A 20,961-nucleotide genomic window follows, 5' to 3' on the forward strand; every position below is an offset into this window, starting at 1 on the left:
TTATGAGGGCTTCTTGGCGATCACAACAAAGCTTCTTCCCAATCCTTGCATTCCCAGCCATTGATAAAAGGATTCCAATAGCTTGGGGTTATTCGCGAGCATCAATTTTTCAAGCGTTTTTCGTTTTCCGTGTACTTCCCGTCCTAAAGCATGATTTTCTATATAATTATCGTCGCAAAGAAGGAAGAACTCCATGGGAAAGGTGCCTAAAGACTCTACGACTTGCAGCTGATGCTGTTTAAAAAGAGATTGGATGGAAGTAAAATCAAAGTAGTTGAGGTGGTGGCGGGGAACTATCCACCAAGGTGGATAGTTTTTTTGATTTCGCAAAATTTTCTGGAGGGGGTTGTAGTCGTTGGGAGAGATTACGCAAAGAAGTCCACCAGGATTCAGAAGAGAGCTGCAAAGCGCAATCATCGAAGAGGGGTTAGGAACGTGTTCAAGAAGGGTATCCATAAAAATGAGATCGAATGTTCCAAGTTTTTTTGCAGTTTCTTCATGAAAAAAATCATGGATCACAGGCACATCAAATTGTTTGGAAAAGGCGACAGCTTGCTTTGAAGGTTCTATCCCAAGCACATCCCATCCATGCTCTTTCCCCACTTTGAGGAAAAAGCCCGGGCCGGATCCGATTTCAAACAGGCTGGGAGCTTCTTTTTTTAGATGTTTGTCAAATAGATGGAAATATTGCCGGTAGGTCATCTCCCACCATTCTTGATCTTCCTCTGAATCTTTGAGATATTGAGGTTTGTCTAAGCTGTAGTACTCCTTTTTGTAGAGAGTCTCTAGTTCTTCTTGTGATGGTAAAGGATTGACATGCTTAAAACCGCAAACAGTGCATTCGATCACATCGATTCCATCGATCGTGTCGATAACGTTTCCTTGGTGGATTTTATTTTTCTCCGTCATGAGGAAACAGCCGTGTCTGCATTTTTTTTCTGTGGAATCCATACCACACAGCAAAGATCAATGCCGCAATCCCCCAAATGATGAGACGGGGAGCATTAAAGAGCGGATATGCTGTTTGTGGAGGCGTGCCCCATCGCTCTCCTGGAGGCCACAGGATGAGACTGGGAGCGCCTTCCAGGTTCTCTTGAGGAACGAATCCAAAAACTCGGGAATCTGCGCTCATCGCGTGATTATCTCCAAGGACAAAATAATGTTTCTCAGGGATTTTGAGTCCGAATGTACGGATTTTTTCCTTATCTAATTCACCGTTTTTGATAGGAGCTCCAAAATCTAGAAAAGGGAGGTAAGGAGCATAAGCTGTGGAATGGGAGGCTTTTTCCTTTTCAGATTCGATAAATGCTTTTAGTAAGGGATCTTCTTTATTCATCACTTTAGCGCCCATTAAATAGAAGTCGCCATCGCGAAAGTAGGCGTAGCGATGGGGAAAGTAGTATCTATAGAAAGCGTCGCTGTTCGTGCTGCCATACAAGTCGACTCCCATATTAAACAGTTCCTGGATGTGATCGGGGTCGTGGCTGTATAGGGGGTGATTCTTGGGCAGTTTTGTCGTTATCCCTTGAAACCCGACTTTTTCTGCTGCGCCTCGAGTAAATTCATAGGTTCCTTCAGGAATTCCCAAAAATTTCGCCGATGCCATGGTTGTAGCGCCGCCTTCTGTTGTGTAGCGTTTCAGTCTTCCTTTATTGATGACAAACCGCGCAGTGTAGAGGTGATCCATGATTTTGTTCAGATGTTCTTGATTTAAGGGAATCAAGGACTCGAAAACGGGCATGCGCACGTTTAAATAGCCTCCTTCCTGGTAAATTTTCGGACTGGGATAAGTGAGATTAGGAGAGTGGCGCAAGTGAAGATACAGCAAGCCTTTGCCAACTTCTTCCGGATCGAAGTTTGTGTATTTTCTGACCTGCTCTGCGGTTAAAAGGCGTGCCATTGCGAAATTTTTTATCCCCCACAAATCGCCGAAGGTTCCCAAGACATCAGGGTTGCTATTTAGAAGGTTGTCCAGTTTCCATTTTTTGCCGTCGAATAACTCGCCATGGGCTTTGCCGAATGGCGATAAAGTGAGCTTGCCGACAGGGATCTGCATGTGCTTAAACAAAACCTCATCTTTGCGCGGCATGGAAGGCTCTCCTTCGAAGGAGAGAAAGGGGATATGCTCAATTTTTTTCATCCAGGGATCTTCTAAAAGCTCTGTCAAAGGATTGCCGTCTTTATCGATGCCATAAATGTTTCCTCCATAAAAATAGAGGGTATCGCCGGGTTTGCCGATCATTCGTTTAATGTACCGTTTTTTATAAGGTAGAATGCCGAAGTAGGTGGCGTCAGTGTCCGGAAGAGAAATATTATCTCCCGAAAAAATAACCACTTTTCCCCTTTCAACAAGATCGGGATCGAAGATAAAGTGGCCGGTGCGCAAAGGGATATTGATTCCAAAAGAGGTTTTAGTTACGCTCAGGCGATCCTTTTCTCGAAAAGAGGGGCGCATGGAGCCTGTGGGGATTTCATAGAGCTCAAACCACGTTTGCCTAACAACAGTTGCGACGATTAAAGCAAATGCAATGGCAATGACAACTTCTAGACCCTTTTCCCACCATTTTTTCTTAAAATGAGTGTATGTCAAATGTTCCGCTTCTTCTGCAAGAGTGCTTGCGGAGGGGCGGTTTTTCTCAAAGATTGCGTTTTCAAGGTTTTTTAATATTTCCAGAAACCGAGCTTTTTCAGAATCGGAAAGGGTCGCCTCTTTTTTCTTGTAGATTCGGTAAGCGTGATGCAGAGTTTTACGTGATTTTCTCAGTGAATGCATAGTTATCCTTTAGGGGCAGGCCTTATTAATGCACTTTTCTTGGAGGTGCAGAGCGGGGGGATCGCATGCGGTGGCCAGAGTCTACAATGCTGATCTTTGCTTTTCCCAACATCCCTTGGATTTCTAGCCAATAAGGGAAGTAGGTAGGGTATTTTTTTTCGTCTTCAGGAAGATAAACAGTGATTGTTTTTCCCGATAGCTCGCTGCAATCGCGCGGCCAGCGGGTGCGCCACGCTTCGAACTCTGCGCCATAAATCGTTTCTCCTTCATAAACCAGCTTAGGAGTCCAGATTCTTCGGGAGTCCTGGCCATATTTTTCTGAGGGAGGGACGACTCCGACCCGCTTCATATTTTCGCGCGGAATCTTGACAAAGCGTAAGTTGAGCAGCGTCGATAGGAAATTGTTGACGTCGGACATGCTGTGCCACTGCTCGCTTGTATAGGAGAAATATTCGCGCATCATGCCTGAGTCAACGTGGATCGTGTAAAGCAGCCAGGAAGTGTGGCCGTTCGCGCCGTTTTCCACCCAATGTTTCCAGCCGGCCCAAGGGAATCGCTTGTCATGCAGGCGTTGCACAGGAATACTGATCTCTTCAATGGAAATTTGGTGTTCCGATCTTTCTTTGATTAAGAGCACCGTATAGGTGTTGTCGATTCGGGTAACGATATAGTCGCCGTCCCTGCTGCTCTGGAGCCTGTCTTTAAGAAAAGTGGCAGCGTCTAGTTGGACAAATAAAAACAGTAGCAGAGTAAGGAGATACTTCGGAAATTTCATCTCACACCTATGGTCAAAATAGATAAATATTGAAATATACCATAAAAAGTCAGGTAGACTCAAATAAAAATCGAAGGATAAAGCTCATGAAAGTGATGGTTGCTCCTCAGGCATTCAAAGGAACTCTTACTGTTTTTGAAGTTGGTGAGGCGATGATGCGAGGAGTGCAAAAGGCTTTGCCTGGATGCGAGTGTGTGTTTGTCCCCATTGCTGATGGGGGAGATGGTTTTATGGATGTCCTTTTTTATTACCGCCAGGGGACCTTAATCCAGCAGCAGGTAACAGGTCCATTAGGAGAGAGGATCTTAGTAGAATGGGGAATTGACGAGGCATCCCAAACGGCAGTGATCGAATTGAGCAAATTTTCCGGACTTTCCCTAATTCCTGAACACAGGAGGAATCCACTGGCAGCGACAACTTTTGGTATCGGGGAGGCGATCCTCTTAGCGTTGGATAAGGGAATCCGTCATTTTCTGATTGGAATAGGGGGGAGCGGGACCAACGACTGCGGTGCAGGAGTGATTGAGGCTCTGGGAGGGCGATTTCTCGATGAGTGGGGAAATCCCTTGCCAAGAGGAGGAGCAGCACTTAAGGAGTTGAAAACGATCGATCTCAAAGGATTGGACGATCGGTTGTTGGAATCGACATTTATTGTAGGGTACGATGTTAAAAATCCCATGACAGGCCCTGAGGGGGCCTCGCTCGTTTATTCTTCTCAGAAAGGAGCGGATCCAGTCGAGGCAGAAAGATTGGAACAGGCTGTATTGCGGTTTGTTGAAGTTATTCAGAGTCAGTTGGGGATCGAGCTTAATGCCATTGAAGGAAGCGGAGCTGCTGGAGGTGCGGGAGGAGGGTTGCATGCTTTATTGGGAGCTCGATTGATTTCCGGTATCGACTTAGTGTTGGATCGCGCAGGATTTGACAGGCTTCTTAAGGACGCGGACTTGGTGGTCACTGGAGAGGGAAGAATTGACAGGCAGACCACCTATGGCAAGGGACCGATTGTTGTTGCCCATAGGGCAAAAGCGAGAGGGATTCCAGTCTACGCTTTTGTTGGTTCTGTTGGAGAAGGGTATGAAGCCGTTTATGATCATGGCATAACCAAAGTGATTCCATTGTAAAATTGTTTTTCCTATGTTACAATAGCTCCCATGAACTCTTTAAGTCCGTTCCGTTATCATCAGTCTCTTGCGTTGTTGACCGATTTGTATCAGATTACAATGTCCTATGGGTATTGGAAAAATGGTCTTCAGGATAAAGAAGCTGTTTTCCATCTGTTTTTCAGAAAGTGTCCTTTTCGCGGTGGTTATGCGATCGCAGCTGGGCTTGAGCTTGTCATCGATTATTTAAACAACTTTCGCTTCGATGACAGCGATCTGAATTATTTAGCAGGTCTTAAAGGGGCAGATGGCAATCCTTTATTCGAAGAAGGTTTTTTTGATTATCTGTCAAAAATGGAGTTCTCTTGCAATGTCGATGCCGTGCCGGAAGGGACTGCTGTTTTTCCTTATGAGCCGATGGTGAGGGTATCGGGGCCTTTAATTCAAGCGCAGATTTTGGAGACGCCCATTCTCAATTTAATCAATTTTTCTTCTCTGATTGCGACCAAGGCGTCCCGTATTTGCGCTGCTGCAGACGGAGACAATGTACTGGAATTTGGACTGCGTCGTGCACAAGGGATTGATGGAGCTATAACTGGTGCACGTTCAGCGTATATTGGAGGGTGTTCATCAACTTCCAATGTGTTAGCGGGGAAATTATTCGGTATTCCAGTTGAAGGAACCCATTCCCATAGCTGGGTCATGACATTCGAAGATGAGCAGGATTCGTTCGAGTCTTTTGCGGATGCCTTGCCGGCTAACTGTGTTTTCCTTGTCGATACTTATAACTCCATTGAGGGAGTTAAGAAAGCCATCAATGTTGGAAAAAAGCTGAAAGAGAGGGGAAAGCGGATGCTTGGCATCCGATTAGATTCTGGAGATTTGGCTTATTTAAGCAAAGTCAGTCGCCAGATGTTGGACGAAGCTGGGTTTGAAGACGCTGTGATTGTCGCGAGTAACGAGCTTGACGAGACCATTATCAGCGATTTGAAAAAGCAAGGGGCTAAGATTGCAGTGTGGGGGGTTGGAACAAATCTGATCACAGCTAAAGATCAGCCGGCTCTGGATGGTGTTTACAAGTTGTCTGCGATTAGGAATCCCGGAGAGGAGTGGCAGTTTCGCCTGAAGCTTTCTGAGCAGATGGTCAAAATTTCTAATCCAGGCGTGCTGCAAGTGCGCCGTTATTTTAACCAGAAGGAGTATGTTGCTGACGCCATTTTCAATGAGGGAGATGACTTAAGCAGTGGGTGTTTTATTGTTGATCCATTGGATTCCACGCGTCAAAAAAGGATCGATCCGAATCTTTTGCACAAGGATTTGCTTGTTCCGATATTTCGAAATGGCAAATGCATTTATACTCTTCCTTTGCTTCAGGATATCCGGAAAAGTGTCCGGAGCGAGCTTTCCCGTGTTCATGAAGGAGTTAAGCGGTTTATTTTTCCGCATCAATATGTTGTTGGTTTGGAGCGTTCGCTTTATGACCGCAAGCTGGAATTAATCAAGCAAATACGTCGTATATCGTGAGCAAATACATGAACCTATCCGCATATTCAAATCTGTTTTCCGATCGCTTCTTGCAAAGCTTTTCCAAGCTTTACTTGCGAAGCGATCGAAAAAATCTCTCAAAAAGAAAAAAAATTTGCACAAATAGCAATATACGGATAGGTTCATGAAAAGAGCATTTCTTGTGGTTGATGTCCAAAATGATTTTTTGCCTGGGGGAGCGTTGGAAGTCAAAGAGGGCGATAAAGTCATTCCTTTAATTAACGAGCTGTTGAAGCTGCCTTTTGAGTTGGTTGTTGCCAGTAAAGATTGGCATCCTGTTAATCATGGCAGTTTCGCTGATACTCACGGCAAAGGAGTGGGGGACTTTATCAAGCTGCGGGAATTGGATCAAATTTTATGGCCGGTGCATTGCGTGCAAGATTCTCTTGGGGCCGAGTTTAGTGATAGGTTGGATCAGAGCCGTTTCGATAAAGTGTTTCATAAGGGCACGGACGAGGGTATTGATAGTTACAGCGCTTTTTTCGACAATGGTCATTTGAAGGCGACCGGCATGGGCGATTATCTCAAAGAAGAGGGAATTACCGATCTCTATATTGCAGGTCTTACGACCGATTTCTGTGTCAAATATTCCGTACTCGATGCTGTTAACCTAGGATTTCGTACCCATGTAGTCAGAGACGCTTGCAAGGCGGTTAATCTCTCTCCCGATGATGAGGAAAAGGCTGTAGAGGAGATGAAAAAGGCGGGAGCACAGGTTGTCGCATCAGAGCAGGTGATTAAGGAGTTTGATGGGTAAAAAAAGAGTAAAGGAGGCTTTAGAAGCCATACTAACTGATCTTGGGGCTAGCGTATCGTTGATCGAAGAGTATTTTCATCCTGATTACGTCCAGAAGGTGGATGGAAAAACACTGGATTTTGAGGGATTTGTCGCTCATATGCATTCTTTAAGATCGAAAGTAGATAGGCTCAAGCTCACGTTTGAGAAGCTATTTGAAGAGGGGGAGAATGTGTGTTCTGTCCATATTGTTGATGTTGCGAAAAAAGATGGATCGAATGCTCGGATGAAAGTAATCGCGCATTTTAAACTGTCTGGAGGTAAGATCATTTATTGTGACGAGCTTACCTTTCTCATTGCCGGAGAGGCTCAAGATGCTCAGCTTGGATCATGCTTTTCTTAAGCAAGTTTGGCATGATGCATACTCAGGTATAATACTTTTCAGATGTGGATATCAACAAAAGAGGGAGTCGTGCTCCCGGTCAAACTGATTCCGAACGCAGGCAAAGACGAGATTTCCGGTTGGGAGAACGGCATTTTGAAGGTGCGCATCACAGCCGTTCCGGAAAAGGGAAAGGCTAATGCTCATCTGATCAAGTTCCTTGCCAGTCAGCTCAAAGTATCCAAATCGGACATTACCTTGATTAAAGGGGAGAAGAATCGACATAAGACCCTGCTGATTAAAGGGGATGCCGATGTCGTTGGTGAACGGCTTTCTATTTATACCTAATCAACTTGAAAGAATTGGTATTATCGGTCGACGTGATAGATCTTACCGGTTTGCGACCCTTCAACACTTCTGACATACGCTTGCGTTACATTGTACGCTTGTACAGGGATAAAGCCTCTAAAGTAGTTTTCCAGGCGTTCATAGGATTCGACCAGGATTGTTGGGCTTACGGCATTGATTCGGCATCCTTTAGGCAATTCAATAGCAGCGCCTTTGACGAAGCCTTCGATTGCCGCATTGGTCATTGCAGCGGGAGTGCCGCTTGCGATTGGTTCCCTATTGAGGATTCCGCTGGTGAGTGTGAAGGAGCCTTTTTCGTTGATTGTTTGCAGTCCTAGGCGTACCAGATTGACTTGTCCCATCAATTTGCTTTGGAGGCCTACATAATAATTCTCTTCAGTCAGTTCTTTTAGTGGAGCGAAATGCACTTTTCCCGCGCAGCAGATTAGCGCATCGAATGTTCCGATATCAGAAAACATTTTTTCGATGGATTCAGTTGATGTCAGATCGCATTGAAAATCTCCGGATTGCGAGCCGACAGGAATCACTTCATGCCTTTCGCTTAGGACGTTGACCACTTCTCTCCCAATCGTTCCGGTTCCGCCGACAACAATGATTCTTTGCATTTCACCCCTCGCTTTTTGTAGAATCATAGATCATTAAGTGAATTTATTCGATACATGAAAAGATTTGAGAGAAGAAATGTTTTAATTACCGGCGCTGCATCAGGGATCGGTCGAGCTGCTGCTTTTCGGATTGCGAGTGAGGGAGGATCTTTGGCTTTGCTTGACCGCGACTGGAATAAGCTGTCAGAAACAGTCGATGAGCTTTCTTCTTGTGGTGTTCGTGTAGTTGGAGAAGCTTGCGACGTTTCTGATTTTACTCAGACACGAGAAGTCATCGATAAGTTGGCTGAGCGGCTTGGAGGGATACATTCTTTAAGTCATAATGCGGGGATTTTGCGGTGTTATCGGACGCATGAGATGTTACCTTCGGACTGGGACGAGATCATTTCGATTAATTTGACAGGGACATTTAATGTAAACCGTCATGCTTTGCCGCATCTTCTAAAAAATAAGGTGAGTTATCTTGTGAATACATCATCGATTGCTTCGTATTATCGGCATCCTTGGACGAGTGCGTATTCTGCAACGAAGGGTGCGATTGTGTCGTTTACGCGGTCGTTGTTTATTGAGTATTTTCAGGAGGGGTTACGGGCGAACTGTGTGTTACCAGGGGGTATTGATACGCCGTTGGCGCGGGCTTACAAAGTTCCCGAGGGTGCGAATCCCGAGTTGATTCAGAGTTTAGTGCCATTTAAGGAGCCGGTGATGGTGTCTCCGGAGAGTGTAGCTGGGGCGATTGCATTTTTGGCATCGGATGATGCGTATCACATCAATGGGACTGAGATAACTGTTGATGGCGGGAAAGTATGATTTTCTTGCTATTCTTGTCGTTGAGTGTTATTTTACTTGTTTTATTTCACAATGGGGCAATAGCTCAGTGGTTAGAGCAGCGGACTCATAACCCGCCGGTCGCTGGTTCAAGTCCAGCTTGCCCCATATTATTTAAACTACTGTGGTAGAGTGATTAAGGTTTATGCTAATGACAACAAAACATTAGAAAAACCAGCCACAAACAGGGTCGTGGCACACATATGGCACACTTCGACCCTACACACCACAGCAAATCTCAGCACATCACAACACATTCATCGTGTTACTGCTCACGCTAACCAAGAAAACGGAGCATGAGCAATATGGCATCAATTCGAAAATTCAAAAAGAAAAATGGAAAGTACAGTTACAAGGCAATCGTTCGGGTGAATGATGGCTATCCACCCGACTACAAATCTTTCCCCACTCGCAAAGAAGCAAAAGATTGGGGTACACAGATCGAGGCCAGTAGAAGACAGGGAAGCTATTTTCCTGAGCAGGTTAAGGCGAAGCATACTCTAGCTGATTTGATTGATCGATATCTGAATATTCTGCAATCAACAAAACCAAAAAGTACTAAGGATATCGTTAGGCACCTGGAATGGTGGAAAAAAAGACTGGGCAAATATGCAGTAAGAAATATTACAGCAGACTTAATTGCAGGGTGTCGTCAAGAATTGGCAGAGGGAAGTACATATAAAGGAACCATGCGGTCGCCATCTACAGTTAACCGATACTTGGCATCACTTTCTGGGGTGTAGTGCTACCCGTTAATCAAGCAAAAACTAAGAGAGTTTTCGCCCCCCTGATACAGGAATTTTCGAAGCTCTCAGATTGCAGTAAATGCTGCCTTTCAGCTCGCTAACGCTCGGCATTGACCGCAATCTGATTTCTCCTTCAATGCTTCCTATCAGGGGCGCTCGCATTAAGCAGCCTCACATTTATAATAATGTTTTTCCATTTCATTTGGAGATCGGTATTTCAAAGTAGAGTGCAGGTAATCGGAATTGTATTTCAGAACCCAACTTTGCAATTCTTTTGAGAGTTCTTCTGAAGACCTCCATTCTTTTAGCCATAAAAGCTCCTCTTTCATGGTGCGCATGAATCGCTCGGTCTCTGCATTTCCCTTTGGATTGTTGTAGCTTGTGTAAATTTGCTCTACATCTACTTTTGAGCAGTAACGCATATAAGCCTCTGAAGTGGGCTGACATCCGTTATCTGAGACAAGTTTTAGTCCTTTGCCACGGGCCCCTTCTGGAAATTGCGTGTTAAGCGCCCGGTCTAATGCTTCTAGCCAGTCTATTGACTTAGAGCGCCTTCCAGACTTCAACCCCACAATTTTTTTCGTGTACCAGTCAAGTACAACTGTTATGTAAGTCCAGCCATCGCCTTCGACAAAAACTTTTGTCATGTCTGTTCCCCATATCTGATTAGGTTTTTCCGCCTTGGGCTTCGGTCGATGATGTCTATCAGCAGTTTTAGGCCTCATTTTTTTGGCGCAAAGAAGATTTCGCTCTTTCATAATTCGATAAATGCGTTTCAAATTGCACGGTATTCCATCTCTATAACGCAAACTTGCCCATACTCGCCTGTAACCCCAAAAGGGGTGCTCCATTTTTATCTGAGCAATTCTTTCGGCGAGGACATCATCGATTTTTCTTCTTATCTCAGGACGTTTTCTCTTCACAGATACCACTCCTCGTCGTTTTTTTTTAACTCGAGAGTAAGATCTGCAACCACTTGTTTCAAACGATTGTTTTGCTTCTGAAGACGTGCTTCCTTTTGGTCTGATTTTCCTTTTTCAAACGCTCGGCTCGCATTGTTTAGAAAACAGTCCTTCCATTGGTAGAACTGAGCCTGACTTATTTCGTATTCAGTGCAAATTTCGGCAAGGGGACGACCCTTTAATCCTTCCAATACAATTTTTGTTTTTAATTCAGGAGTCCATTTTCTTCGTTTCATGAGTAAAACCCTATAGTTTAGATAGTTATTTTACTCTCTTAGCACCTTTTATGTCTTAACGGGGAGCAGTATATGCAGTCTATGCAGAGGAGCGAGAAACATGGTTGACAAATGTACTTAAACTTGAAAATGGGGTACCACACTACAGCACATTTTGGTGGACTTTCGTTATGCTCGATCCCACCGAATTTCATAATGGGTTTTCAAAATGGATTTCCACACTGGTAAGGCAAGATGACAATCAAGTATATGCGATCGATGGAAAGGCTTTGAGAGGTACTGCAATCAAGGGTCGACCAAATTCTTTTATTCACACAGTCAGCCTCTGGGCATGTGGTCAACAACTTACGTTAGGGCAGGTAAAAGTAAAAGACAAATCCAATGAAATCACAGCGATCCCAAAATTATTGGAAATGATCGACATAACTGGCGCAACGATAACGATTGACGCAATGGGAACCCAAACTGCGATTGCAGCACAGATCATTGAAGATGGTGGCGAATATATTCTGGCATTGAAGGGAAATCAGTCATCTCTTCATGACGAGGTATCGAATTATTTTATTCAAGCGCAGCAAGTAGAGTTTGAAGGCGTTGATCATCAATCATATCACATGATAGAGGAAGGGCACGGAAGATTAGAAAAACGTTCATTTTTTGTGACGGAAGATATCGATTGGCTGCCGGATTATGATCGATGGAAGAAGTTAAAAACGATTATTCTCCTGAAGACAGAACGAACGATAGATAGTGTCACTTCCACGGAGCTACGGATGTATATTTCAAGTCTGCCAGCCGATGCACGTCGTATTGCATATGCGATCCGATCGCACTGGGGAATAGAAAGTTGTCACTGGATTCTTGACATAGCATTTAGGGAAGATACATTGAGGGCACGAATCGGACATATAGCTGAAAATCTATCTTTCATACGCAAGATGGCGCTTATTTTGCTGAAGCAGGAAAAGCAAACAAAAGGGGGGATAGAACTCAAACGAAAGAAAGCGAGCTGGAATCCTGACTATCTTCTGAAACTAATGAATGTCAAATTTTAACTATGAAAATGCCCTGCTTCCATATCCTAATAAGATTCCCATTCTAATGTGATATTTTGATTTTTGTTCATCAGAGCAGTTTACATAATTTTCAAGTTTTTCGCTTTTGAGGAATGTGTCAGTATCGTACCCAGGAGAGAAAAAGTCGTTGTTGTTTTTGATACTTTCATTAAATAACGTTTTTTTGATTAACACTAGGTCGATGTAGTCCTTTCCCATTGCAAGTGTGCGTTCTTGTAATATGTATTTATTGCTAGGAAACTTTTTTTCGTACTTCTTCCAAACAGAATATGATTCAATAAAATCTTCATTCACGGTGAAGTAGGGTCGTTTTTTATTATAGTCAGGTTCAGCTAACCAGCACAGAAGGGAGACTGGCTTGTCTCCAAATAGGGTGTAGCCAAAACCGTATTGCTTAATTAATGTCCTAAAAAAATGCTCAATCTTTTCTTGTTCTGCGTTTGGCATGCCTTGTAGTTCTTTTTGTATGTCAACAGAAGAATCTGCATAGAGAAGAAAATTTGTGAAAATTAAAATTAAAAGTATTTTGTTCATTTTGAATAGTTGAGTGTTTGTGTAGAGAAAGACTCTGTTAAATTAAAAGAGTCTTTCTCATAGTTGATGTGAATCAATACTGAGAGGTTGTATGTGAATTAAACTTTTAGGTATAAATTAGCGCATTTTTTGAATATGTGGGGGCTAAAATGCGCAAACCTTATCCGGATGACCTAACAGACAAAGAGTGGGAGCAAATCAAGCCACTTTTAACCAGCTCAACTTACCGTAATGCCGGCAGGAAGCCAAAGCACTCTCGACGGGAAATGTTTAATGCTATCTTTTACCTTTTGAGAACAGGATGCCAATGGAGACATCTCCCTCATGATTTTCCTCCATGGACAGCTGTACAGGGCCAATATTCTCGTTGGAAAAGAAAGGGAGTTTTTCACATGGTTCACGATTATTTACGTAGAAGATTGCGAATTCTTCTTGGTAAGAGATATGATCAAAAGTTGTGTTTGAGATAAAAAGAGCGTACCCTATGAAATTTTAGAATCAAAAAAATTTATAGGAGATACGCTCATGAAGAATGATGTCATTTCTTTGGATAAATTTCACGCAACAAGTGAAATGAACAGCTTGCTGGAACAAACATTGAGGGAAGGAGCTCGCCTGTTGCTTCAACAGGCTATTGAAAATGAAGTCAATGAATACCTGGAATCGATGAAAGGCAGGAGGGATTTCGAGGGAAGAAAACAATTTGTCCGCAACGGCTACCTCCCTGAAAGAGAAGTACAAACAGGAATCGGACCGATATCAGTAAAGCAACCTAGAATTCGAAACAGAGAAGAGAGCTCTGAAGGGTACTCAAGCGCAATTCTTCCGAAATATCTAAGGAGGGTGCCATCTCTTGATGCGGTGATTCCAGCTCTTTACCTCAGGGGGATTTCTACAAGCAATTTCCAGGATGCACTTGAAGCGATCATGGGCAAGGATGCGAAAGGATTATCCGCAGCTAACATCACTCGTTTAAAACAATCTTGGGAGCAGGAATACAAAGACTGGAACAAGCGCTCTCTTGAAGGAAAGCGCTACGCTTACATCTGGGTAGATGGGATCTATTTCAATGTTCGTCTTGGAGATGACCGAATTTGCTTTCTCGTGATTCTTGGCGCTCTTCCTAATGGTAAAAAGGAACTTGTGGCGATCCACAATGGTTATAGAGAGAGCAAAATTTCCTGGACAGAGGTATTGGAGAGTTTGAAGCGGCGCGGGCTGTGTACAGCTCCTGAGCTTGCGATAGGAGATGGTGCGCTTGGATTTTGGTCGGCAATAGAGGAAGTTTTTCCGAAGACAAAGCAGCAGCGGTGTTGGGTGCATAAAACGGCCAATGTGCTGGATAAAATGCCCAAAAGTATTCAAGTGAATGCGAAAAAGGCCATTCATGAAATTTATATGGCCCCTACCAAAGAAGATGGACTGGCGGCGTTTGAGGTGTTTTTAAAAACATACCGAGACAAATACCCCAAAGCCTGTGCTTGTCTTGAGAAGGATAAGGCGCAACTGTTTACCTTCTACAATTTTCCGGCGATCCATTGGCAGCACGTCAGGACAACTAACCCGATTGAATCGACTTTTGCAACAATAAGACACCGGACAAGGCAAACCAAAGGCTGCGGTTCAGTGCCTGCCACTTTGACAATGGTATTCAAGCTGGCTACTACAGCCGAGAAAAAATGGAGAAAACTCAAAGGTTGTGAAATGATTGAAAAAGTAATCAACGGAGTGGTCTTTAAAGATGGAGAAGAGGTTCTGGAAAAAGAAAAAGTAGCTTAAAAGAATTTTTAAATTAGGGTGCGCTTAACGATTCCAAACACAACATTTGAAAATATCTCCTTCAGGTGATGGGGTTGCCATTAGCGAAGGAAAGGCTCTGCGTTTTGAAGCAAAGAGCGATGCGGAAATCATGCTTTTTGATCTGGCTTAGGTCTATCGCTGCCGCTATTTCCCTGATCATCTTCTCGGCGTTTCTGCCTCCGATCTCGTCTGCTATCGCTCCTTTTGCGGATTTCTTGCCTGATTTCCGAGGGTTGATTTCTCCTTGGCTGAACCCGCTGAGGCTGTCTTTGAATTTCTTCGGAAGGTCCCTCTCTAAATCCGGGAGGATAAGAAATTCTGGGTTTTTCAGGTTGGCGAATTTCACGTATTGGCGGAAAGGTTCTCCGTTCGGGTAGACGATCAAAGCCTGGGCGTTTGACATCCTGTTGAGATTCGCGGGGTAACTTTAGCCTTGACCGGGAAGGTTGGCGCACAGCAGGACGTTCAAAATCAGGACGGTCGAAATCAACTCTTGGGCGCGTGGGTCTTCTTATCGGAGGCTGTTCGCCATCCGGACGGCGGGGAGGGCGACGTTGTATGTCTGGTTTTTGAGCTTGAGGGACGGAAGGTCTTTCTGGCCTTTTGGGAATCTTGGGTAGACGCCCTTCAGGCGCTCGGGGCACGCGCTGTACCGGCTCCGTGTCAATTCGAGGTTTTTTTAGACTGGATCGTCTGATATCAGGATTAAAGGGACGAGGGCGACCTTCCGGCCTGATCTTTTCATTTCCTTTTGGCGACACCTCTTGCCAAATTTTATCCCGCTGAGCACGGTTTGATGGGAAGATGGGCCTGCGGCTTCCGCTGATTCTTTGTGTTTCTTTCAGAATGGTATTCGGTGGCACGATTCCTCTTGGGGTGATGAATTCAGGTGGCCTTACTTTTTTCATATGATTGTAAAGAGCCGGGCGGGGAGGGGGAAGAGTTGAGCTGATGTTTCCTGTGATCCAAAGAGGAGCGGGATACCCTGGATTCGAATACCACCACCACAAGCCCCATTGATTGCTCCAGGAAAGCCCCCACCAAGTGTCCCACAGCCACCATTGAGGGGCGCAGCAGTGGTTTTCCCAGTAATGAGGGTGGTAATGGAAGTGGTGATAGTAAAAGCTGGTGTAATCCGGGTAGGTGTAGAAATAGTGGTCGATGATGTAAGAAACTTCGACAATTTTCGTTGGTTCGTAGACGATCGTTTCCCGTTGTGCAGGAGGAATATAAACAGGTTCGTACGCTTCTCCAAGGGAATCTAGCGGCCAATCCCAATAAGCGTCAATAAATACATACCCCTCAGGCCTCCAAGTGTAATGCGCAGGGATCAAGACCCAGTTGGGATCTAGTTCTTCCCATCGGCCATCTACCCATTCATATTCATTGGCATTTGGGTTGTACCACCAAAATCCTGGATTCCAAAAATAGTTGTCTTGGGGCGCTGAAGGAACATTTTCGTCAATCGCAGAAGGAGGCGCGAGGTTGATGTAGCTTAGTTGACTGAGATTTTTATCGGACCAAAAACCGGGGATCCACGCCCATCCATCATTAAATTCTTTCCAAAATCCATCAATCCATTGATGCCCTGGAGGAGGGCGTCTCCATACGCCCGATGTCCAAATGTAGTCTTGTTTACTATCGGACCAAGCCCAGTAACCTCCCAGCCAAATGGCGGCATTGTCCGTTTGGCGCGGGATGCGCTCACGTATAGGAGTAGGAGGCGGCTTCGAATGGGCATCAATTAGGATGTTTCCTGCCACCCGAGTAACGAATGCCTCGTGCACATCGCCATTTTCAACGGGTTGATACTCTTGCGCCCAGTTTTGATTCGAGAAGGAGAGTGTAAAAATAAATGAAAGGAACCAAAAGGCAATGGATGATTGTTTCATGAATGATCACCGTTAAATTTGTATACTTGTGTGTATAAAAAAAATCATTTTTGAGTCGACAATAAAATTGTCAGAGCTTCCTTGGTTATCTTATAAGCCACTGCAAAGCTGCCGACAGCCAAGGCTTTGACTGGTCCCCCTTTCATTGCGTGGCTTAAATTGTTCACTTGAATCCCTTTTTGCCAGCAGGTTAGAGCTGTATCTGCCGGATGGCTGATCAAACTGCCGAAAGCTGCGCTAAAAAATGTTGAGCCGTAGATCACAGAAGGGTGGTCGCCGAACTTGTTTTTCATATGATTGCTTACAGGATCGCTGATTCGGATCGATAACAGAAAGCAGGTCTCTCTTGCAACGATCGCTGCTGTTTGCAGTAGGGAAAGTCCTTTGAGGCTTTGCATTAAAGACTTTCCCATCGACTGTCCATTAAAAACGGCTAATCCCGGAGCGGAAAGTGTTCCGACAAATGCCGAACTTACCAACATCGACAGCAGGCTTGGCTGCTGACCCTCTATAGGAGGGGTAAATAGTTTTTTCTCTGCGATTTCTTGGATGACCAGCTGAGCTCCGATCACTGCGCCGATTGTCGGGGAGGCTCTGAGCCCTTCCCATAGCCCTCTGAAAACTGTCATGCGAGGTGCGGGCTTCCCAAGTTGTTGTGCGCTTTTTATTATAAACCCACGAAAAACAGGGATGATGGATGCTCCTGCTGATACGGGAGGAATGATGTAGGGCAGGTAGGGGGCGAATGGACTGTGCCCTTCAAGGTTTGTGGACATTTTAACTCCTTTAATTTTTACTAGAATCTGTTAATAATTTTTTGTAGTCTTTCGTAATAGACCATTTCGGCGATCCCTTTAAAGCTGTCAGCAGAGTTTTGTCAGCAATACCGTCATCTTTCATCCAGCAGGAAGGTTTCCATTGCGCAAAAGTTTCGACAAAGGGAAGCCGGGGTTATGGCAATGCTGATTAGAATGTGGAATATCTTCATGGTTAATATTGGATGTTAGTTAAGATTAGAGTAATGAAAACAGGTAGTCCTAAACAAGTAATGCCATCCTTTTGTTGTAATCACAAATGAAATACTGAATCATACCAATATGGTTGGCTAATTTTTTTGAAAATGACAGGGTTTTCCTAACCAGCCTCGAACATCTTTGCCTCAAGGTGTTGTTAAATCTTTCAATGTAACTCGTTTTTCCTGAATTTTTTCCGACTGCCTGGTGTTGCTTCCAAGGAAGGACTTCGTAGTACACAGAGAACTTATCAGAGTAAAAGAAGGTTTTTTTTTTAAATCCTCAGGAAGTTTTGCTAATAATGCTTCGGCAGCTCTCTTATCCCTTTTTCCTACATGCATTGCCAAAACCTGCCTGCTAGCCAAATGGAACGCCAACCAAAGCCATTGCTGATTTTTCTTATTTCCGACATAACTCCACTGTTCATCAAGCTCTATAATTGCCACTTCAAAATCCTTATAATCCTTGACCACAGTAGCGTTTAAATCGTCGGGCAACTCATAAATTATCTGTTGTATAAAGCTCAATAACCAGGGCATACTCACACTGAAAATTCTACAGATGCCTTCTAAAGAAACTCTTTCCAGAAGTGCTTGACGGACCTCACTTTTAGTTTGATCTGTAATAATTTTTTGTTGGGGGTCTAGAACAAATTGGCGGCCGCAAACAAGGCAACGATGATTTTGTTTTCCATTGTGGATATGTCCATTCTTTTTTACCGCGGTTGACTCGCATTTAGGGCACGATGGGTTCATTTCATTTCTCCAGCTGTTATGGCTGAATATGAAACTTTAAATTTCCATCAGTGTCAAACGAATTTTGATTTGAGCATTACATGTTTAGGACTACCTGAAAACATCATATTAATGTCTATGAGTTGCCATTTTCTCAAAAAACGATGATAATTAGCACATGACGTCTTCATTTATTGGCATTCATTCGATTTCTAAATCATTCGGGTCTCGCAAGTTATTCGAGAATATCTCATTGACGATTTCAAAAGGAGAGCGAATCGGCCTGTTAGGTCCAAATGGAGCGGGGAAATCAACCTTGCTGAAGATTTTAATGGGAATGGAGCTCCCAGACGATGGCGAGATCTCAAAACGAAAAGGTCTGCGGATCGGATATGCCAGCCAAATACCGGAGTTTTCTGATTTGACCGTTGAGGAGGTGTTGACTCGCTCCATATCCGCAGGAGATCCTCATGAACTCGAAACGCGTGCCCGCGTTTTATTGGGGAAAGCGCAGTTTATCGATTTTAACCAAAATGCCGCAGCTCTTTCCGGAGGTTGGAAAAAACGCCTCGACATTATCCGAGCGTTAATGAACGAGCCGGATCTTTTGCTGTTGGACGAACCGACCAATCATCTGGATTTAGAAGGGATTCTCTGGTTGGAAAATTTTTTGTCCCGTGAGAATTTTACTTATGTCATCGTCAGCCACGATAGATATTTTTTAGAAGCTACAGCAAATAAGATGATCGAGTTGAATAAATGCTTTCCTCAAGGCATTTTTGAGAGCGAAGGAAAAATGAGCGGCTTTATGGAGCAAAGGGAAGCCTTTCTGGAAGCTCAGGAGAAGCGGGAAAAGGGATTGGCCTCATCTGTTAGGGGGGAAGTTGATTGGTTGAGGCAGTCTCCGAAAGCAAGAACGACGAAATCGCGCTCTCGCATCCAAAGAGCGTATCAGATGATGGATGAACTTGCTTCGGTCAAAAAAAGGAATCGGCAGGAAACTGTTGGAATTGACTTTTCAGCATCGGAACGTTCGACGCGTAAATTATTAGCTGCAAAGAATCTCGGAAAATCAATTGAAGGAAAGGTGTTATTCAAAGGAGTCGATGTCACACTGTCGCCTGGTACAAGGCTGGGCATTGTCGGAAAGAACGGCACAGGAAAGACAACTCTTCTAAAGGTCTTATCCGGTATGGTTCCTCAGGATATGGGAACGATTAAGACTGCCGATGATCTGAAAATCGTGTATTTCGATCAGCACCGGGAAAAAATCCCTTTGAATGCTTCTCTTAAAGAGGCACTGTCTCCTTCCGGAGATCATGTCAATTACAGGGGACAGCAGATTCATGTCAACGGATGGGCGCGCAAATTTCTCTTCGATACAGACCGCATGGAGCTTCCAGTCTCCCGTTTATCCGGAGGGGAAAGAGCTCGCATCCTCATCGCTAGGCTCATGCTGGAGCCTGCCGATGTGCTCTTTCTTGATGAACCGACCAACGACCTTGATATTCCAACGTTGGAAGTGATTGAAGAGAGTTTGATCGAGTTCAATGGAGCTGTCGTTCTCATTACTCACGACCGTTGCTTAATGGATCGCGTCTGCACTGAAGTGATCGGTTTGGGCGAAGGGAATGAGCGTCAGATATTTGCCGACTATGACCAATGGAATCAAGCGTGCCTTCCGAGGGAACAGCTGCCTAAAATAGAAAAAAAGGAGAGGCAGATCCGGCAGGCAGTTAAGATGTCCTATAAAGAGAAAAAGGAACTGGAAGGAATGGAAGAAGCTATTCTGTTGGCAGAAAATCAGCTGGAGGAGCTGCAAAAGCAGGCAAGCGATCCATTGCTTGCTGCCAATTCCGAAAGATCTTTGGGGCATTACGAACTGATGGGCAAAGCTCAAAAACAGTTGGAGGAACTCTATGAGCGTTGGCAGCTTCTTATCGATAAATCAGAGCTGTGAAGTTTCTCGTCGATGAAGTCGATAAGCGCTCTTACTTTGCGCGGTGTGTATTTTCTCGGAGGTAAAACAACGTAGATGGGGACGTCATCTTGTGATAGATTCTGAAAAAGTTCCTGCAGCTCTCCACTTTGCAGATATTTTTTTACTGTGTAGTGATGCAACTGGACAATACCTATTCCCTGAAACGCTAGGTCAACTAATATTTTGGCATCGTTGACTTTGATGTAAGGGGCAAAGGCGACTTTCTTTTTGTCTTTGAAGTAGAGAAGATTGTCCGGACAGCGCATGCGATGCGTAAGAATGCGGTGATCTTTCAAGTCATTAAAGTGCTTTGGCTCCCCATACCTTTTCAAATAGCTTGGAGCAGCGCAAATCGCGTATCGCGTAGTCAATAGGCGGCGGTGGACTAAATCGCTCCCTGCTTGCATGCTGTTTCCCATCATCACATCGATCTTTTCCCCTTCGAAGTGGGGAATTCTTTCACCGATCTCTAACTCTAATTCAATCTTTGGATAGAGATTCAAAAATTCAGCAATGTTCGGCACAACAATGCGGCTTGCGAAGTGGGGAGTACAAAAAACTCTTAGCTTCCCGCAAGGAATTGCTTTCATTTGCGACACTAATGCCTTTGATGCTTCAAGCTCTTCAATAATCCTGTGCACCTGTTCCAAATACGCTGCGCCTATATCGGTAAATGCCAGCTTTCTTGTTGTGCGCACAAGAAGTTGAATGCCTAGCTCTTTTTCAAGTTTTGAGATCTGCTTGCTAACCGCAGCTGATGAAACGCCGAGCTCCCGCGCTGCGCCTGCTAGGCTTCCATGTCGACCGACGGAGGCCAATGTTTCAATTTGATGTAATCGACTCATTCTTAACAAAAAGTTAATAAGTATTAATA

General features: G+C 44.4%; 22 protein-coding genes, 1 tRNA gene and 1 pseudogene. 13 read left to right on the top strand and 11 right to left on the bottom strand.

Going from position 1 to position 20,961, the window contains the following annotated elements; genetic code table 11:
* From WCW_RS02550 to WCW_RS02560, 3 genes are read right to left on the bottom strand one after another with little or no spacing between them, the layout of a single operon-like run.
* Positions 1 to 909 (bottom strand): class I SAM-dependent methyltransferase, encoded by a 909-nt coding sequence (locus tag WCW_RS02550; protein ID WP_041941484.1) that lies wholly within the window; start codon positions 907 to 909, stop codon positions 1 to 3.
* Positions 893 to 2,773: a signal peptidase I gene (gene lepB, locus WCW_RS02555; RefSeq protein ID WP_013181630.1), complete on the bottom strand. Its 1,881-nt coding sequence runs from the start codon at positions 2,771 to 2,773 to the stop codon at positions 893 to 895. The genes WCW_RS02550 and lepB overlap by 17 nt, the downstream gene beginning before the upstream one ends.
* Before the next feature lie 25 nt (positions 2,774 to 2,798).
* On the bottom strand, positions 2,799 to 3,548 hold the full coding sequence (locus tag WCW_RS02560; RefSeq protein ID WP_013181631.1) for a hypothetical protein: 750 nt from the start codon (positions 3,546 to 3,548) through the stop codon (positions 2,799 to 2,801).
* An 86-nt stretch (positions 3,549 to 3,634) separates the two neighbouring features.
* Here WCW_RS02560 and WCW_RS02565 point away from each other — a divergent pair, with 86 nt between their 5' ends.
* The 5 genes from WCW_RS02565 to WCW_RS02585 all read left to right on the top strand — a co-directional run bounded on the left by WCW_RS02565 (position 3,635) and on the right by WCW_RS02585 (position 7,659).
* Positions 3,635 to 4,669 carry a glycerate kinase gene (locus tag WCW_RS02565; protein ID WP_013181632.1) on the top strand — a complete coding sequence of 345 codons (1,035 nt, stop codon included), beginning with the start codon at positions 3,635 to 3,637 and terminating at the stop codon, positions 4,667 to 4,669.
* A gap of 30 nt (positions 4,670 to 4,699) precedes the next feature.
* Positions 4,700 to 6,172, top strand: a complete 1,473-nt coding sequence (locus WCW_RS02570; protein WP_013181633.1) for a nicotinate phosphoribosyltransferase — start codon at positions 4,700 to 4,702, stop codon at positions 6,170 to 6,172.
* Positions 6,173 to 6,317: 145 nt separating this feature from the next.
* Positions 6,318 to 6,950, top strand: a complete 633-nt coding sequence (gene pncA, locus WCW_RS02575; RefSeq protein WP_013181635.1) for a bifunctional nicotinamidase/pyrazinamidase — start codon at positions 6,318 to 6,320, stop codon at positions 6,948 to 6,950.
* A complete protein-coding gene (locus WCW_RS02580; RefSeq protein WP_013181636.1) occupies positions 6,943 to 7,332 on the top strand; it encodes a nuclear transport factor 2 family protein in 390 nt (129 codons plus the stop codon). Before pncA ends, WCW_RS02580 begins: the two co-directional genes overlap by 8 nt.
* 42 nt (positions 7,333 to 7,374) lie before the next feature.
* Positions 7,375 to 7,659 (top strand): DUF167 domain-containing protein, encoded by a 285-nt coding sequence (locus tag WCW_RS02585; protein ID WP_013181637.1) that lies wholly within the window; start codon positions 7,375 to 7,377, stop codon positions 7,657 to 7,659.
* Between the two features lie 20 nt (positions 7,660 to 7,679).
* Here WCW_RS02585 and WCW_RS02590 read toward each other — a convergent pair whose 3' ends face one another.
* Positions 7,680 to 8,285 (bottom strand): short chain dehydrogenase, encoded by a 606-nt coding sequence (locus WCW_RS02590; protein ID WP_013181638.1) that lies wholly within the window; start codon positions 8,283 to 8,285, stop codon positions 7,680 to 7,682.
* Between the two features lie 54 nt (positions 8,286 to 8,339).
* Here WCW_RS02590 and WCW_RS02595 point away from each other — a divergent pair, with 54 nt between their 5' ends.
* From WCW_RS02595 to WCW_RS02605, 3 genes are all read left to right on the top strand, one after another.
* Entirely contained in the window at positions 8,340 to 9,095 is a 756-nt protein-coding gene (locus WCW_RS02595) for an SDR family NAD(P)-dependent oxidoreductase (protein ID WP_013181639.1), read from the top strand.
* Positions 9,096 to 9,148: 53 nt separating this feature from the next.
* Positions 9,149 to 9,221, top strand: a tRNA-Ile gene (locus WCW_RS02600).
* Positions 9,222 to 9,418: 197 nt separating this feature from the next.
* Positions 9,419 to 9,856, top strand: a complete 438-nt coding sequence (locus tag WCW_RS02605) for a site-specific integrase (protein WP_041941731.1) — start codon at positions 9,419 to 9,421, stop codon at positions 9,854 to 9,856.
* 164 nt (positions 9,857 to 10,020) lie between these two features.
* On the opposite strand, the gene WCW_RS02610 is transcribed toward WCW_RS02605, so the two are convergent.
* Both WCW_RS02610 and WCW_RS02615 read right to left on the bottom strand, forming a co-directional pair.
* Positions 10,021 to 10,782 (bottom strand): IS3 family transposase, encoded by a 762-nt coding sequence (locus WCW_RS02610; RefSeq protein ID WP_013181286.1) that lies wholly within the window; start codon positions 10,780 to 10,782, stop codon positions 10,021 to 10,023.
* A complete protein-coding gene (locus WCW_RS02615; protein ID WP_013181641.1) occupies positions 10,779 to 11,057 on the bottom strand; it encodes a transposase in 279 nt (92 codons plus the stop codon). Before WCW_RS02615 ends, WCW_RS02610 begins: the two co-directional genes overlap by 4 nt.
* An 89-nt stretch (positions 11,058 to 11,146) precedes the next feature.
* On the opposite strand from WCW_RS02615, the pseudogene WCW_RS02620 reads away from it, so the two are divergent.
* A pseudogene (locus tag WCW_RS02620) lies at positions 11,147 to 12,112 on the top strand (ISAs1 family transposase); the annotation flags it as partial.
* Here the strand turns inward: WCW_RS02620 and WCW_RS02625 are convergent.
* Positions 12,113 to 12,667, bottom strand: coding sequence for a hypothetical protein (locus tag WCW_RS02625; protein ID WP_013181643.1), 555 nt, complete (start codon positions 12,665 to 12,667; stop codon positions 12,113 to 12,115).
* A gap of 149 nt (positions 12,668 to 12,816) precedes the next feature.
* On the opposite strand from WCW_RS02625, the gene WCW_RS02630 reads away from it, so the two are divergent.
* Genes WCW_RS02630 through WCW_RS10500 form a run of 3 tightly spaced genes read left to right on the top strand, consistent with a single transcriptional unit; the run spans position 12,817 to position 14,597 of the window.
* Positions 12,817 to 13,137: a transposase gene (locus WCW_RS02630; RefSeq protein ID WP_013181644.1), complete on the top strand. Its 321-nt coding sequence runs from the start codon at positions 12,817 to 12,819 to the stop codon at positions 13,135 to 13,137.
* Between the two features lie 55 nt (positions 13,138 to 13,192).
* The gene (locus tag WCW_RS02635; protein WP_013181645.1) at positions 13,193 to 14,446 is read left to right on the top strand and encodes an IS256 family transposase; all 1,254 of its coding nucleotides are present in this window, start codon (positions 13,193 to 13,195) and stop codon (positions 14,444 to 14,446) included.
* Between the two features lie 46 nt (positions 14,447 to 14,492).
* Positions 14,493 to 14,597, top strand: coding sequence for a pirin family protein (locus tag WCW_RS10500; protein ID WP_013181646.1), 105 nt, complete (start codon positions 14,493 to 14,495; stop codon positions 14,595 to 14,597).
* Here the strand turns inward: WCW_RS10500 and WCW_RS02640 are convergent.
* The 3 genes from WCW_RS02640 to WCW_RS02650 form a co-directional block, all read right to left on the bottom strand.
* The gene (locus WCW_RS02640) at positions 14,575 to 16,359 is read right to left on the bottom strand and encodes a hypothetical protein (RefSeq protein WP_013181647.1); all 1,785 of its coding nucleotides are present in this window, start codon (positions 16,357 to 16,359) and stop codon (positions 14,575 to 14,577) included. The genes WCW_RS10500 and WCW_RS02640 overlap by 23 nt on opposite strands.
* 44 nt (positions 16,360 to 16,403) lie before the next feature.
* Complete coding sequence (locus WCW_RS02645; protein ID WP_013181648.1) at positions 16,404 to 17,135, bottom strand: hypothetical protein; 732 nt, start codon at positions 17,133 to 17,135, stop codon at positions 16,404 to 16,406.
* A gap of 261 nt (positions 17,136 to 17,396) precedes the next feature.
* Positions 17,397 to 18,127, bottom strand: a protein-coding gene (locus tag WCW_RS02650; protein WP_227738824.1) for an IS1 family transposase whose coding sequence is annotated in 2 segments (ribosomal slippage) — positions 17,397 to 17,638 and positions 17,638 to 18,127 — 732 coding nt in all. Because the reading frame shifts where the segments join, the coding sequence is not laid out codon by codon here.
* A gap of 157 nt (positions 18,128 to 18,284) precedes the next feature.
* On the opposite strand from WCW_RS02650, the gene WCW_RS02655 reads away from it, so the two are divergent.
* The gene (locus tag WCW_RS02655; RefSeq protein WP_013181651.1) at positions 18,285 to 20,066 is read left to right on the top strand and encodes an ABC-F family ATP-binding cassette domain-containing protein; all 1,782 of its coding nucleotides are present in this window, start codon (positions 18,285 to 18,287) and stop codon (positions 20,064 to 20,066) included.
* Here the strand turns inward: WCW_RS02655 and WCW_RS02660 are convergent.
* A complete protein-coding gene (locus WCW_RS02660) occupies positions 20,024 to 20,932 on the bottom strand; it encodes a LysR family transcriptional regulator (RefSeq protein ID WP_013181652.1) in 909 nt (302 codons plus the stop codon). The two genes, WCW_RS02655 and WCW_RS02660, sit on opposite strands and share 43 nt — an antisense overlap.
* Positions 20,933 to 20,961: the final 29 nt, after the last annotated feature.

The sequence above is a fragment of the Waddlia chondrophila WSU 86-1044 genome, assembly GCF_000092785.1.
Classification (GTDB): domain Bacteria; phylum Chlamydiota; class Chlamydiia; order Chlamydiales; family Waddliaceae; genus Waddlia; species Waddlia chondrophila.

Coding starts and splice junctions, on each gene's coding strand:
- pncA (WP_013181635.1), top strand. CDS start 6,318: ATGAAAAGAGCATTTCTTGTGGTTGATGTCCAAAATGATTTTTTGCCT.
- WCW_RS02660 (WP_013181652.1), bottom strand. CDS start 20,932: ATGAGTCGATTACATCAAATTGAAACATTGGCCTCCGTCGGTCGACAT.
- WCW_RS02605 (WP_041941731.1), top strand. CDS start 9,419: ATGGCATCAATTCGAAAATTCAAAAAGAAAAATGGAAAGTACAGTTAC.
- WCW_RS02640 (WP_013181647.1), bottom strand. CDS start 16,359: ATGAAACAATCATCCATTGCCTTTTGGTTCCTTTCATTTATTTTTACA.
- WCW_RS02585 (WP_013181637.1), top strand. CDS start 7,375: ATGTGGATATCAACAAAAGAGGGAGTCGTGCTCCCGGTCAAACTGATT.
- WCW_RS02635 (WP_013181645.1), top strand. CDS start 13,193: ATGAAGAATGATGTCATTTCTTTGGATAAATTTCACGCAACAAGTGAA.
- WCW_RS02560 (WP_013181631.1), bottom strand. CDS start 3,548: ATGAAATTTCCGAAGTATCTCCTTACTCTGCTACTGTTTTTATTTGTC.
- WCW_RS02565 (WP_013181632.1), top strand. CDS start 3,635: ATGAAAGTGATGGTTGCTCCTCAGGCATTCAAAGGAACTCTTACTGTT.
- WCW_RS02550 (WP_041941484.1), bottom strand. CDS start 909: ATGACGGAGAAAAATAAAATCCACCAAGGAAACGTTATCGACACGATC.
- WCW_RS02645 (WP_013181648.1), bottom strand. CDS start 17,135: ATGTCCACAAACCTTGAAGGGCACAGTCCATTCGCCCCCTACCTGCCC.
- WCW_RS02625 (WP_013181643.1), bottom strand. CDS start 12,667: ATGAACAAAATACTTTTAATTTTAATTTTCACAAATTTTCTTCTCTAT.
- WCW_RS02570 (WP_013181633.1), top strand. CDS start 4,700: ATGAACTCTTTAAGTCCGTTCCGTTATCATCAGTCTCTTGCGTTGTTG.
- WCW_RS02580 (WP_013181636.1), top strand. CDS start 6,943: ATGGGTAAAAAAAGAGTAAAGGAGGCTTTAGAAGCCATACTAACTGAT.
- WCW_RS02655 (WP_013181651.1), top strand. CDS start 18,285: ATGACGTCTTCATTTATTGGCATTCATTCGATTTCTAAATCATTCGGG.
- WCW_RS02615 (WP_013181641.1), bottom strand. CDS start 11,057: ATGAAACGAAGAAAATGGACTCCTGAATTAAAAACAAAAATTGTATTG.
- WCW_RS02595 (WP_013181639.1), top strand. CDS start 8,340: ATGAAAAGATTTGAGAGAAGAAATGTTTTAATTACCGGCGCTGCATCA.
- WCW_RS02630 (WP_013181644.1), top strand. CDS start 12,817: ATGCGCAAACCTTATCCGGATGACCTAACAGACAAAGAGTGGGAGCAA.
- lepB (WP_013181630.1), bottom strand. CDS start 2,773: ATGCATTCACTGAGAAAATCACGTAAAACTCTGCATCACGCTTACCGA.
- WCW_RS02590 (WP_013181638.1), bottom strand. CDS start 8,285: ATGCAAAGAATCATTGTTGTCGGCGGAACCGGAACGATTGGGAGAGAA.